The organism is Paenibacillus oceani, from assembly GCF_014705615.1.
Classification (GTDB): Bacteria; Bacillota; Bacilli; order Paenibacillales; family NBRC-103111; genus Paenibacillus_AB; species Paenibacillus_AB oceani.
On sequence record NZ_JACXJA010000031.1, the window covers coordinates 104,300 to 117,204 of the forward strand.

Here is a 12,905-nt window from a genome sequence, read left to right on the forward strand (position 1 = left end):
CCTTCCTGTATGTACTATTCTCGGATGACCTGAAGCGGATTGCCTGCTACAAAGCTTCCAGGCGCTACGTCCCGGTGAACGACGGCACCCGCTCCGACAATCGCGTTATCGCCGATCGTCACACCGGGCAATATCGTCGTATTGGCGCCGATCATCACGTTAGAGCCGATCTTCACATCCCCGAGCCGGTATTCTCCGATTAGATATTCATGAGCGAGTATCGTCGTATTATAACCAATAATCGAGTTGGACCCGACCTCGATCTTCTCCGGGAAGAAGACATCCACCATCACCATCAGCGCAAATGCGGTATGTTCTCCTACCTTCATGCCGAGCACCCTTCGATAAATCCAGTTTTTTACCGGAAGCGAAGGACAGTACCGGGAGATTTGGATAAATACGAAGTTGCGCACCACTTTCCACTTGTTTACCGTTTTATACACTTGCCAGAGCGCGTTCGGCCCTTCTACCGGATACCGTTTGGTTTGTCTCAATAGGGAATCCCTCTTTACCTTACGATTTCAAGCAGATCCTTCATATCGTGAATGATGTAATCCGGATCGAACGAACGAAGATGCTCCTCGCCCTTAAGCGACCAGGACACCCCGACGGTTTTCACTCCCGCATCGCGGCCGGCGATAATATCATACTTGCTGTCCCCGACCATCAGCGCTTCTTCCGGAGCGACTCCGAGCTGCTCCAGCGCCTTCAGTACTGCCTCAGGATCAGGCTTGCCCCTGGCGACATCGTCTGCCGTCACGATCGTCTCCATGTACGATTCGATTCCGCATAACCGGAGCCCCATCAGCGTCGTCTGCCGGATCTTGTTCGTTACGACGCCCATCCGGATGCCCCTCCGTGCAAGCTCGGCCAATACTTCCGGGACATGGGGGAATTCCGTGACCAGTTCGTCATGTTTGCTTTGATTAAAGGTCCGGTATTTGACGGCAAGCTCGTCTACCTGCTCTTGGCCGGTGAAGAAACGAAGCTGTTCCATAAGCGCAAATCCCATATGCGGAATAATATCTTCCCGGGTGAACGCTCTCTCCGTCTCTCCCTCCAGCGTATGTAAAAACGAACGGACGATCAGTTCATTCGTATCGACGATCGTACCGTCAAGATCGAACAGAACAGTTGTAATCGGCATCCTAGGTCCAATCCCCCCGTTGTGTTGGTGTGCTGCAGTCGGTTAGTTCGCTTCCGTTGAGGCCGGAGGCGCAGATTTGGTCGAAATGATCGGGTCCGAATACTTCTCGGCGGACCAGCCCTTTTTACGGCGCAGTACGATCAGAATCACCGCCGCAATGATAATGAGAATACCGATGAGCTGCGAGATCCGCACGTTGCCGTAATCCATCGAGCCCGGCTCGAATAAGACGAGCATCGGAGACCACAATCCGTTAATGATTGAGGCGAACCATTCGGGAGCCGTAAAGGCCAAACTGTCGGTACGCAGTCCTTCGATGAAGAACCTTCCGATCGAATACCAGATAAAATAGCTGAAAAACAGCTCGCCCGCACGCAAGAAGCTTTGGCGCCGCAGGAAGAACAGCAGGAGCAGCCCTAGCAGGTTCCACATCGATTCGTACAAAAACGTCGGATGATAAAACTGCCCGTCGATATACATCTGATCCGTAATCCAGGCGGGCAGATGGAGCGAGTCGCGCAGAAACGATTCCGTTACCGGTCCGCCGTGCGCTTCCTGGTTGACGTAGTTGCCCCAGCGGCCGATCATCTGGCCGGCGATTAACGATGGCGCGCATATGTCGGCGATTCGCCAGAAATCGTAACCTTTGCGCCGCATATAGATATAACCGGCGATAATGGCGCCGATCAGCGCCCCATAGATGGCGATGCCGCCGTTCCATATTTTAAAGATTTCAAGCAAATCGTTTTTGTAGGCATCCCATTTGAACGCTACATAATAGATCCGCGCTCCGATAATGGCCGAAGGAACTCCGATCAGCAGCAGATCCATGAAGAAATCAGGCGGGATTCGGAACCGTTTGCCTTCCATCACAGCGAGCCATAACCCGATAAGAGCCGCTGAGCCTAAAATGATGCCGTACCAGCGCACGGTAATCGGACCGAGCGAGAATGCGATGGGATCGAGTAAATAAGCCATGCTCCAACTCCTCTACACCAACATTATTCCGAATCGTCCAAATCGCCGGATATCGACTCGGTCAGCTTGTTTGTAAACTGCAGGGCCGCATTGTAGCCCATTCGCTTCAACCGGTAATTCATCCCGGCCACCTCGATAATAACGGCCAGATTGCGTCCAGGCCTGACCGGGATCGTAACGAGCGGAATGTCGGTTTCGATAATTCTCGTCAATTCCTCGTCGATGCCCAGACGGTCGTATTCCTTGTCCTGCTGCCACGTCTCGAGACGGATCACCAGCGATATTTTTTTATTGTTCCGGATAGCGCCCGCTCCGAACAGCGTCATAACGTTAATAATGCCGACTCCCCGTATCTCCAGCAGATGCTTGATCAGTTCCGGGGCGTTGCCGATCAGGACGTTGTCCGGCGTCTGCCGGATCTCTACGGCGTCGTCCGCAATTAGCCGGTGTCCCCGCTTGACGAGCTCCAGCGCCGTCTCGCTTTTGCCGATGCCGCTGGTGCCGGTGATGAGCATCCCGATACCGTACACTTCGACCAGTACCCCATGAATCGTCGTCGTAGGCGCCAGCTTGTTCTCCAGAAATCCGGTAATCCGGCTGACTAGCGTCGTTGTCGCCAGCGGGCTCCGGAGTACCGGCAGCCGGTGTTCCCCCGCCAGGCCGATCAACTCCTCCGGCACATTTAGCCCGCGCGTTACGATGATGCAGGGCGTCTCTTCATTGCAGAGCTTGGACATGCGCTCGTGCCGTTGTTCAGCCGACAACGTCTCGAAAAACGTCAGCTCTGTTCTTCCCAATATTTGAACCCGTTCCCGGGGGTGGTAGGCGAAGTATCCCGCCATTTCCAAGCCGGGCCGATAAATATCCGCCACCTTGATCAATCGTCCGAGCCCTTCCTCCCCGGCTACGACCTCCAGATTAAAATGGTGGACAAGTTCGGATACTTTCGTCTTTTTCCCCATGCCTGACGTCTCCTTTTTGTTCCAATGTCATTATCGTAATGGAAATGCGGTTCGAAAGCAACCTTGTAACGCCTTGTAAGTTCAGTTAAACACCGATCGTCAGGCACCGCTACTAGAGGTTGTTCAAAAAGTCCACTTTTGATTAAGAAGCCGATCCGAAGGCCTGCTCGACATCGAATATGGAATTCAGCAGGGTCTTAGCCTCAAAAAGACTCCGTTACTTGATACTTCCAGGCAAAACAAAAAACCGGCGTTTCCACCGGTTTTTTGTCCTGAACTATATAATTACAGCAAATTACAGCAATACGTTAATTTCAGTCTCTTTGTCGAAGATATGGATTTTGTTCATATCCATCGCCAATTTAATCGTCATGCCATCCTTGAAGCCGGTACGTCCATCGACACGAGCGACGATCGTTTGTGTTCCGAGTCCGCTCAGGTGAAGCTGAACTTCGTGACCAAGGTTTTCCGATACTTCAATCGTTGCGGTCACGTGGCTGTCCGGGGAGCCTTCCAAGAAGATCGGCTCGTCGTGAAGATCTTCCGGACGGATACCGAACACGACTTCTTTGTTGATGTAGCCTTTATCGCGCAAGATTTGCGCTTTGCCTTCCGGCAGTACAACGTCGACACCTTGAGATTTGAAGCGGACTTTGCCGCCGGACTCTGACAAAGAACCGTGAATGAAGTTCATCGAAGGCGATCCGATAAAGCCGGCCACGTACATATTGGTCGGGAAGTTGTAGATCTCTTCCGGAGAAGCCGCTTGCTGGATAATGCCTTGGTGCATAACGACGATGCGGTCGCCCATGGTCATTGCTTCCGTCTGGTCATGCGTTACGTAGATAACGGTTGTTTCCAGACGTTTTGCCAATTTGCTGATCTCGGCGCGCATCTGTACGCGGAGTTTGGCGTCCAAGTTGGAAAGAGGTTCGTCCATCAGGAACACTTGCGGGTCCCGTACGATTGCGCGGCCCAAGGCGACACGCTGACGCTGACCGCCGGAGAGAGCCTTCGGCTTACGGTCGAGCAGGACTTCGATATCGAGAATTTTAGCCGCTTCGCGCACGCGTGCGTCGATTTCGGCTTTTTTGAATTTACGGAGTTTCAGACCGAACGCCATGTTCTGATAAACGTTCATATGCGGGTACAAAGCATAGGATTGGAATACCATCGCGATGTCGCGATCTTTAGGAGCTACGTCGTTCACCAGACGGTCGCCGATGTACAGCTCGCCGGACGAAATTTCCTCAAGACCAGCGATCATACGGAGCGTCGTCGATTTACCGCATCCGGATGCGCCTACAAGCACCAAAAACTCTTTGTCTTTAATTTCAAGGTTAAAGTCTTTAACGGTATCTTCTGCGGCCCCTGGATATTTCTTAACGATATGATTCAAACGTACGCCTGCCATGGATCATTCCTCCTATAATCATCTATCACATACCTATATATTAACCTACGTCCACTTTCATGGCTATGCACATTGCTTACAAAAAAATTAGGTTCTTTTCGTTACTTTGTACAATAAGAGCGCCATGTGCACCAATAACGCGTGATGGAACGTACGGACATCGAGCCCCGTCTCCTGCTTGAACTTGTCCAGCCGGTACAGCAACGTATTGCGGTGAATGAACAGCTTTTTGGCCGTTTCGCTGACACTGCAGTCCAGCGCAATAAACTGCTCCAGCGTCGTGACCGTCTCCGTATCCTTAAACAGATCGACCCGTTTCAGCACTCTCTCCAGAAATAACTGCCGCGCCTCGTCGCCGATCGGATGAAGCAGCTTCTCAAGCTGCAGCTTCCACGGCATATGAATATTATCCGACACATGATAAGTGCGGCCAAGCGTCATCGCCTCACGCAGCTTCACAACAGAGCCGAGCAGCGACTTCGAAGGCAGCAGCGGGTAGTCGACGGCAATATGGCATTCGCCCATCCATTCGGTCGCGAGCATCTCGTGCAGCGCAAGTCCAAGCGAAGCGAGCGTATCCTCCGCCGTCTCCTCTTCCCCTTCTCCGCCTTCCTGCAACAGCGATTCGGGGCCCAAGATCAGCCACTCCTTATCCAGCAGCGGAATCAGGACGATCTCGCAATCGAAAAACGACTCGAGCAGCTTTTTCAAATCCTGAAATACGGCTTTGCGCTGATCGGAATAATCGCCGTATACGAGGAGCGGAATTTTCTGTGCGTACAAAGCGAATGTGGACGCAAGCGACTCCGGCAGCTCCGCATCGGTAATTCCTTGCTCCAATTGTTGGCTGATCCAGCTTCGGATAAGTTGGGACTTCCGCTCGTCCTCCGAGTGAGCCGTTGCGGCGCCCCGTTTCTCCTGTACGCGATAAGCTTCCACGGTCAGTTCCACCAGCTGCTTCTCAGACGGTGTTAATACGGATTTCTCCACTGCTATCGTCTGGACTTGTCCGCTTTCTTTCATCAGAAAAAAATGAACCCGGCTGCCGATATAGCGGCTCTTGCCCGACTTGCCCTCTTCCGCCGCCTCATTCCACTCGGTAACGGGAATTCGGCCCAGTTTGAATTCGGCGCCCAGTATTTGTCCCAGTTGCTGCGTTAACCGCTCCCATTGCACCATATTGTAAACCCCTCCAAACTATAGTTTCATGATACACGTTTTGAAGGGGGATGAAAACCTTGCTGCGGGCGGGAATGAATCCTGGCTCCGGTCGCTGGAGGGATGCCGCGTTTTATTTAAGGAGCCTCCTTGCCGTTACGTACCGCTCCTCCCAGTAGCCGGAATCGATGCGGCTGTATTTGACTCCTCCGTCTCCGTACGTATGGATCATTCTCCCGCTGCCGGTATAGATGCCGACATGCCCGATCACCCCGTGCGTTTCATCCGTAGCGAAAAACACCAGATCCCCTACACTCAAATCGTCCCGTTCCACCGGTTCCCCCAGCTTCGCCTGATCGCGGGATACCCGGGGCAGTTCCATTCCATGTTCGGCGAATACAGTCTTGGCAAACGAGGAGCAGTCAAACGTATCCGTCTGTCCGTACTTGGCGCCGTAAACATAAGGAGTTCCTAAATACTTTCGGGCTGTCAGCACGATGCGCAGCCGGTCCGAGTCCAGTGCGGCTCGCTTCTGGTTCATGGCTATGATGCCTGCTTCGGCCGACTCCGTCCTGAAGCGGTCTTGGGCGACCGCAATAGCCGGTTCCGCCGGCTCCTGACGTTGCAAAGCGTGAACATGATGACATAGATGGGCGGCTGCAGCTGTCAGTCCAATCAGAACAACAGTCACTCGCACCGGCAGCAACTTCTTCCTTCGAATCAAAACGATAGTCCCTCCACAGCTATTTCCATACGTTTTATCAATAACAAGATTACCATTATCCATCCATTCTGATCGGTGTCATTCAACCGATAACAAGCAGCAAAATAATCGACAACATGGAAAACAACATCCCGATCAAATACAGGAAAGAAACAGTTTGCGTCTGGGTCAGCCCCCAGCTCATCAGCGTATGATGGGTATGCAGCTTGTCGGCGCGATGCAGCCCTTTGCCGCTCCACAATCGCCTTGTCATCACAATTACCGAATCCATGATCGGCACCCCGATGGCAAATACGGGGACCAGCGTGGAGATCACCGTTGCGCTTTTGAACGAACCGTCTATCGCAAGCACCGCTAGCGTATAGCCGAGAAATACAGCGCCGGCATCCCCCATGAATATTCGTGCCGGATAAAAATTGAACGCCAGAAAAGCAAGACAAGCTCCGGCCAGCGCTGCGGCCAAAATCGCGGTTCCGTGCTGCTCCTTGAAGATGGCTGCAATCAATAAAGTAAACGAGGAGATGGTGACGATTCCGGAAGCAAGCCCGTCCACCCCGTCGATAAAATTGATCATGTTCGTGATGCCGAACACCCAGGCCATCGTTGCGATCCACGAAAGCCACACGGGGAACAGCAGCATGCCTTGGCCGGCGACATTGGTAACCCCGATAATCTGAATCCCGAACCAGGCCGGAACGGCGGAGACGACTATGTATACGACTAACCTCGGCCATACGGGAAATTCTTTGCCCTTTACCTTATACCAATCGTCCAGCAAGCCCGTAGCGACAAGTAATGTTCCTCCGGTACAAACGGCAGCGAACCGTGCCGAAGCTCCGTCAAAAGCGTAGATGGCGATCATACAGCCGAGATATAAAGCGATTCCGCCCATAAGCGGTATCGGGCTGGAATGAATTTTCCGTTTCGTAGGGGCATCCACAAAACCGATCCGCAGTGCAGTCCTCCGAATGAGCGGCACCAGTGCGTATACGATGCCGAAGCTGATAATCGCGGGAAATAAGTAAGCGATACGGTTTCCCTCCCTTGCAAGCAGTCATTTCCGTTAGGATATCCGATCGTCTCCGTTTCCATCCGGTTTATTAATGGTGCGCGATGGACATAATTTTCCCATTCGAACTTTTCTTTTCGCAGAAAGGAGGCCGGACCGATTTTACTTCCTTACGGGAAAGGCCGAATCGAGCTGGACGTTGATTTCATGTCGACTCCGGCCGTGCTGGATTACCGGTCAGAAGCCGATTTACCGGCAGACCGCATCATTCGAAGTGCGCTGGAACAACCGGTCGCGGGAAAATCGTTGCGGGAAGCGGCTGCAGGAAGCAAGCGCGCCGTAATCCTAATCAGCGACAATACCCGGCTTTGTCCAAGCCGGCTCTTTTTACCCGCTCTTCTCGAACAATTAAACGAAGCTGGCCTATCCGACGAACAGATCCGGATTGTCGTGGCCTTGGGCATGCACCGGAAACAGACGGAGGCGGAGTTGATTGAATTGGCCGGTGAAGAAGTGTTTCGTCGGGTAGCGGTTGTGAATCATTCCGCCCTATCGGAAGATTGCGTCTATGTGGGGACAACCAGCAGCGGCACCCCGATCGAGATCAATCGGATCGTCGTGGAGGCCGACCTGCGTATCGCTACCGGCAATATCGAGCCGCACCGGCTCGTGGGCGTGTCCGGCGGGGTGAAAGCTCTGGTGCCAGGCACCGCTTCCAAGCGATGCATCGAAGCCAATCACGCACTCTCGCAAAAGTATAAAGCGAGACTTGGCGATCCGGACAACCCGGTTCACCGGGATTTGGAAGAGGTGATGCGAGTCGTTCCGGTTCACTTTTTGTTTAACGTCATCGCGAACCATCGGCGTGAGATGCTGGAGGCGTTTGCCGGGGAGCTGATTCCGACGCACCGCCGGGGGCTGGAAGCGGCGCGAAGCCGTTTTTTTGTAAATGCCGATACGAAGTACGACCTAGTTATAGCTTCCACCGGCGGCTACCCGAAGGATATGCAGCTTTATCAGGCACTCAAGACGCTGCAAAACGCCGCGGCTTTCACCAAGCCCGGAGGTACGATTATTCTTGCCGCACGCTGCGAGGAGCTGTTCGGCAACGGGATCTTTCAATACTGGATCGAGACCGTTCAGGACCGGAATACGATTATGTCCAGGCTGAACGAGCAGTTCGTGCTGGGTGCTCACAAGATCGCGCATATTCAAGAGATTGTCGGTCCGTATACGGTATACCTTCATACCGATATGCCTGACCCGCTTGTGGAACTTGCCGGATTCATCCCCGCACCTGATCTGAACGCGACCATCCGGTCGCTCCGGTTCGGCGACGGTTGCGAGGTAGCCGTTATGCCTCACGGATCGCTTACGTTTCCACAGCCACAATCGCCCTGACTCCTTTAAAGGACAAGGCCCATACTTTTCGAAGGGGGAGTTTCTATGTACTGGGATGCATGGTCGCTCGATCGTCTGCTTATTTTGTTCGTCAGCGCCGCTTTCGCCATGATCGGCATTCAGGTAACGATGTTTCATTACCGGCAAAATTTCCATCATAAATCAATGTGGGTTCCCGTCGTATCGGCCCCCGTCTTTTTTGCGACAGGGCTTGCCCTTACGTTTTATAATGCAAACTGGCTGCGACTCTTATTCGTCGTGTTTATGGTGCTTGGGGCGATTGACGGCCTGGTCGGCGTTTATTTTCATGCCAAAGGAGTCGGCGTCCGTGTCGGAGGTTATGCGATGCGCAATTTCCTGATCGGTCCTCCGGTTGTGCTCCCGTTTCTGTTTACAGCGATAAGCGCCCTGGGACTACTGGCCGTATATTGGAGGTGAGCTGCCTTGAAAAAAACCAAATATCCGAATTATGACGTGCTTGGCGAACAGGCGGCTTGGGACGATACGACGCGCTCCATCGTTTTGTCCCGGACCGAGGCCGATTTCACCTATGAATATTTGACGCTCGTCGAAGCCGAGATGCTGCGTGCGCTGTGCTCCATGCTGGCCGGGGATACCCGGGCCGATGTGATCCAGTTCGTCCTGCAGCACATCGATCAGACGGTAAACGGGCCAACGCCGGAAAGCGAACGCGGCACAACAGTTCCCCGGGCTGCCGAGCTCATCCGTACCGGCTTGAAGCTGATCGACCAGTGGTGCCTGACTACATTCAGCCGGCCGCTAATCGATCTGACGGAAAGTGAGCAGTACTCGATTGTTTCCGACCTTAGCGAGGACAAGCTTCCTTTGGCCGATCCCGCCTTTCCGCAAAAGGCTTTATTCCGTCGCCTGCTGAGCTGGACGGTCGAATCGTACTACTCGCATCCGACCGTATGGTCCGAAATCGGTTACGGCGGACCCGCTTATCCGAGAGGTTATGTGCGGACTCAGATCGGACAACTCGATCCTTGGGAGGCGAAGCCCGAACCATGACACTTCAGCGTAAATACGGAAACGATCAGGTCGATGCGGTGATCGTAGGAGCCGGCGCGGCGGGAGGCGTGCTCGCCCAGCAATTAAGCGAGGCGGGGATGCGGGTCGTCGTCCTGGAGGCTGGACCGTTCCGGGACCCACAGCGGGATTTCGCCAGCGACGAACTCGCGATGCGATCGCTCGGCTGGGAGGAAACCCGTCTGGTAGACGGTGCCGATCCGCTTAAGATGGGACACAACAACTCAGGTCGGGGGGTGGGCGGGGGAACTACTCACTTTACCGGCGTATTTTTGCGTTTTCACGAATCCGATTTTCGCACCCGGTCTCTGGATGGAGTCGGAGAAGACTGGCCGATTAGCTACTCGGACCTGGAGCCTTATTATTCTCGGGTCGAGAAAGCGATAGCGGTGTCGGGACCGAAGTTTTTCCCTTGGGGAAACTATCATGGACCTTATCCTTACCCCGAGAGGGAGCCGCTTAGTCCCAATGCTTATTTGTTTATGAACGGCTGCGAGAAGCTTGGCATCCGCGCTTCAGTGCCACCTCTCGCGATTTTATCGGCTCCGTTCGAGGGGCGTCCTCCCTGCATCAACCGCGGGTTTTGCAACGAAGGCTGCATGCCTAACGCCAAATTCAGCACGTTGATTGTCCATATTCCGAAAGCAATCCGAGCAGGCGCAGAGGTGCTGGCCGACTGTACGGTAACCCGGGTATCGATGGGGAAAGACGGTAAAGCCCGCGGAGTCGAATTTATTCATGACGGGCAGCTGTACGAGCAACAAGCTCGTATCGTCATCTTGTCCGCTTTCGCGGTGGAAACTCCCCGACTGCTGCTCAACTCGGCAAACTCCCAGTTTCCCGACGGATTGGCCAACAGCAGCGGTTGGGTCGGCAAAGCGATTATGCCCCACAGCAGTCATGACGTGTATGCCAAGTTCGATCAGGAGGTTCGCCTGTACAAAGGGACGCCCGTGCTGGCTACGACTCAGGATTTCTATGAAACCGACCCGGCCAATCCCTTCGTTAGAGGATATACGCTCCATGCCCATGGCGCGCGGCCCGTCGGTTTTGCAGGCGGAATTTCCTTATCGGAGCAAGGGCCTGTGTGGGGACAGCGGCTGAAGGAGACGCTCCTGGATTACAATCACTACGGTCGGATTACGATGGTTGGGGAAGTGCTGCCTTCCGAGCACAACCGGGTCACCCTATCCGATGAGACGGATCAGCACGGCGTTCCGAGAGCGAAAGTATCGTTCAGCTACGGCGATAACGATCGAAAGCTAATCCAACATGCCGTCGGAATGATGAGCTCGATTTTACGCGCGGCCGGCGGTGCTGTCGAATATGTAGTTCCGGATACGGCGCATCTAACGGGGGGCTGCCGGATGGGGAACAATTCGGATACGTCGGTAACGAACTCCTATGGACAAACGCATGACATCCCCAACCTGTTCGTATGCGATGCCAGCTTATTCGTCACCTCCGGTGGCGGCAATCCGACGAATACCGTGATGGCTATCGCCTACAGAACGGCTGACTATATTCAGGAAAGGGCCAGTCTTAAAGAGCTGTAGCCCTTCTTCCTGACTGCCTCGTGTCGTTCCCCCATTGGCGATTCGGGTGTACAATTAGAGAAGCGGCCATGTCTGCTGCTGCAATCAATCCATTACAGATCAGAACGAATCGGTAACTAGCCGTTCATCGATCCACGGTTGCCGAGGATCGTCTAAGGGGAGGTACATACGGTATGGCTATAGTCGAGGTTACGGTGATTCCGGTTGGAACCGGGACAACCAGTCTCAGTTCTTATGTTGCCGATATGCAGCGAATATTGGACAAAACGGGAAGCGCGATTCATTATCAGTTAACGCCGATGAGCACGATCATAGAAGGGGACTTGTCCGTATTGCTGGACGTCGTGCGGCAGTTGCATGAATCTCCGTTCTCCGGCGGTGCACAGCGCGTCTGCACGTCCATCAAAATCGACGATCGGCGCGACTTGCCCTCCTCCATGGAGCAAAAAATGAGGTCGGTGGCAGCGAAGCTTCAAAGATAGCTAAGAAACAAAAGCAGCTAATCCAAGGAACAAAAAGAAGGTTGCTCCGGCTCGTAAAAAGAGCTTAGGGCAACCTTCTTTTCTTTTTGTAGATGGCATTAATAGGTAGCTGTATTAAAGCAAAAACCTCTCCGGTTCTGGAGAGGTTTCGATGAGCCATGTAGGACTCGAACCTACGACACCCTGATTAAAAGTCAGGTGCTCTACCAACTGAGCTAATGGCTCATGATGAAGGGAATGGTGGAGGCTGATGGATTCGAACCACCGAACTCGTCAGAGAACAGATTTACAGTCTGCTGCGTTTGGCCACTTCGCTAAGCCTCCATGTGATGCAACCAGTAAAGGAAGCATGCAAGGTGGCTCGGGACGGAATCGAACCGCCGACACGAGGATTTTCAGTCCTCTGCTCTACCGACTGAGCTACCGAGCCAAATGTATGAAATTGTGAAAAGGATGGCGGAGCTGACGGGATTCGAACCCGCGGTCTCCTGCGTGACAGGCAGGCATGTTAGGCCACTACACCACAGCTCCGTGTTGATTCAATACTACTAATCGTTCCCCGCAAGCACTTAAACCATGCTTGGAGAAAGATGGTGGACGCTGACGGGATCGAACCGCCGACCCTCTGCTTGTAAGGCAGATGCTCTCCCGGCTGAGCTAAGCGTCCTTAATATGGTAGCGGCGGAGGGAGTCGAACCCACGACCTCACGGGTATGAACCGTACGCTCTAGCCAGCTGAGCTACACCGCCATATTACAGGTTAAAACGGAGAGAGAGGGATTCGAACCCTCGCGGCTGTTACACCCTAACGCTTTAGCAAAGCGCCCCCTTCGGCCTCTTGGGTACCTCTCCATAATTATTCCCTGAAAACTGAATGCGAACCGAAGAAGAGAGAGAGTGAAACGTTACCTCAAGGGCTCTTGAGGCCTCCACAAAAGTTCGTGAAGTATTAATAGGATAAGCCCTCGACCGATTAGTATTCGTCAGCTCCACACATTGCTGCGCTTCCACCCCGAACCTATCA

13 protein-coding genes and 7 tRNA genes are annotated in these 12,905 nt (G+C 53.5%); 5 read left to right on the forward strand and 15 right to left on the reverse strand.

What is annotated here, in order from left to right; translation table 11 throughout:
• Nucleotides 1-14: 14 nt before the first annotated feature.
• From IDH45_RS22050 to IDH45_RS22085, 8 genes are all read right to left on the reverse strand, one after another.
• Entirely contained in the window at nt 15-494 is a 480-nt protein-coding gene (locus IDH45_RS22050) for an acyltransferase (RefSeq protein ID WP_190930297.1), read from the reverse strand.
• Between the two features lie 14 nt (nt 495-508).
• Nucleotides 509-1,147, reverse strand: a complete 639-nt coding sequence (gene ppaX / locus IDH45_RS22055; RefSeq protein WP_190930298.1) for a pyrophosphatase PpaX — start codon at nt 1,145-1,147, stop codon at nt 509-511.
• Nucleotides 1,148-1,189: 42 nt separating this feature from the next.
• The gene (lgt, locus tag IDH45_RS22060) at nt 1,190-2,125 is read right to left on the reverse strand and encodes a prolipoprotein diacylglyceryl transferase (protein ID WP_190930299.1); all 936 of its coding nucleotides are present in this window, start codon (nt 2,123-2,125) and stop codon (nt 1,190-1,192) included.
• A gap of 23 nt (nt 2,126-2,148) precedes the next feature.
• A complete protein-coding gene (hprK, locus tag IDH45_RS22065; protein ID WP_190930300.1) occupies nt 2,149-3,087 on the reverse strand; it encodes an HPr(Ser) kinase/phosphatase in 939 nt (312 codons plus the stop codon).
• Between the two features lie 295 nt (nt 3,088-3,382).
• Entirely contained in the window at nt 3,383-4,501 is a 1,119-nt protein-coding gene (locus IDH45_RS22070) for an ABC transporter ATP-binding protein (RefSeq protein WP_190930301.1), read from the reverse strand.
• A gap of 87 nt (nt 4,502-4,588) precedes the next feature.
• The gene (locus tag IDH45_RS22075; RefSeq protein ID WP_223836870.1) at nt 4,589-5,680 is read right to left on the reverse strand and encodes a PucR family transcriptional regulator; all 1,092 of its coding nucleotides are present in this window, start codon (nt 5,678-5,680) and stop codon (nt 4,589-4,591) included.
• Nucleotides 5,681-5,792: 112 nt separating this feature from the next.
• Nucleotides 5,793-6,383 carry a C40 family peptidase gene (locus IDH45_RS22080; RefSeq protein WP_190930302.1) on the reverse strand — a complete coding sequence of 197 codons (591 nt, stop codon included), beginning with the start codon at nt 6,381-6,383 and terminating at the stop codon, nt 5,793-5,795.
• A gap of 82 nt (nt 6,384-6,465) precedes the next feature.
• Complete coding sequence (locus IDH45_RS22085) at nt 6,466-7,323, reverse strand: MraY family glycosyltransferase (protein ID WP_317891259.1); 858 nt, start codon at nt 7,321-7,323, stop codon at nt 6,466-6,468.
• A gap of 228 nt (nt 7,324-7,551) precedes the next feature.
• On the opposite strand from IDH45_RS22085, the gene larA reads away from it, so the two are divergent.
• The 5 genes from larA to IDH45_RS22110 all read left to right on the forward strand — a co-directional run bounded on the left by larA (nt 7,552) and on the right by IDH45_RS22110 (nt 11,881).
• Nucleotides 7,552-8,793, forward strand: coding sequence for a nickel-dependent lactate racemase (gene larA, locus IDH45_RS22090; protein WP_317891260.1), 1,242 nt, complete (start codon nt 7,552-7,554; stop codon nt 8,791-8,793).
• A gap of 45 nt (nt 8,794-8,838) precedes the next feature.
• A complete protein-coding gene (locus tag IDH45_RS22095) occupies nt 8,839-9,231 on the forward strand; it encodes a hypothetical protein (RefSeq protein ID WP_190930303.1) in 393 nt (130 codons plus the stop codon).
• Between the two features lie 6 nt (nt 9,232-9,237).
• Nucleotides 9,238-9,825: a gluconate 2-dehydrogenase subunit 3 family protein gene (locus IDH45_RS22100; RefSeq protein WP_190930304.1), complete on the forward strand. Its 588-nt coding sequence runs from the start codon at nt 9,238-9,240 to the stop codon at nt 9,823-9,825.
• On the forward strand, nt 9,822-11,399 hold the full coding sequence (locus IDH45_RS22105; protein ID WP_190930305.1) for a GMC family oxidoreductase: 1,578 nt from the start codon (nt 9,822-9,824) through the stop codon (nt 11,397-11,399). Before IDH45_RS22100 ends, IDH45_RS22105 begins: the two co-directional genes overlap by 4 nt.
• Before the next feature lie 173 nt (nt 11,400-11,572).
• A complete protein-coding gene (locus IDH45_RS22110; protein WP_190930306.1) occupies nt 11,573-11,881 on the forward strand; it encodes an MTH1187 family thiamine-binding protein in 309 nt (102 codons plus the stop codon).
• A 152-nt stretch (nt 11,882-12,033) separates the two neighbouring features.
• Here IDH45_RS22110 and IDH45_RS22115 read toward each other — a convergent pair.
• The 7 genes from IDH45_RS22115 to IDH45_RS22145 all read right to left on the reverse strand — a co-directional run bounded on the left by IDH45_RS22115 (nt 12,034) and on the right by IDH45_RS22145 (nt 12,733).
• Nucleotides 12,034-12,106 (reverse strand) — tRNA-Lys (locus IDH45_RS22115).
• Between the two features lie 13 nt (nt 12,107-12,119).
• Nucleotides 12,120-12,205, reverse strand: a tRNA-Tyr gene (locus tag IDH45_RS22120).
• 33 nt (nt 12,206-12,238) lie between these two features.
• Nucleotides 12,239-12,311, reverse strand: a tRNA-Phe gene (locus IDH45_RS22125).
• Nucleotides 12,312-12,335: 24 nt separating this feature from the next.
• Nucleotides 12,336-12,412 (reverse strand) — tRNA-Asp (locus IDH45_RS22130).
• A 60-nt stretch (nt 12,413-12,472) separates the two neighbouring features.
• Nucleotides 12,473-12,548, reverse strand: a tRNA-Val gene (locus IDH45_RS22135).
• 6 nt (nt 12,549-12,554) lie between these two features.
• Nucleotides 12,555-12,631: transfer RNA gene (locus tag IDH45_RS22140), tRNA-Met, on the reverse strand.
• A gap of 16 nt (nt 12,632-12,647) precedes the next feature.
• A tRNA-Ser gene (locus tag IDH45_RS22145) sits at nt 12,648-12,733 on the reverse strand.
• Between the last annotated feature and the right edge of the window lie 172 nt (nt 12,734-12,905).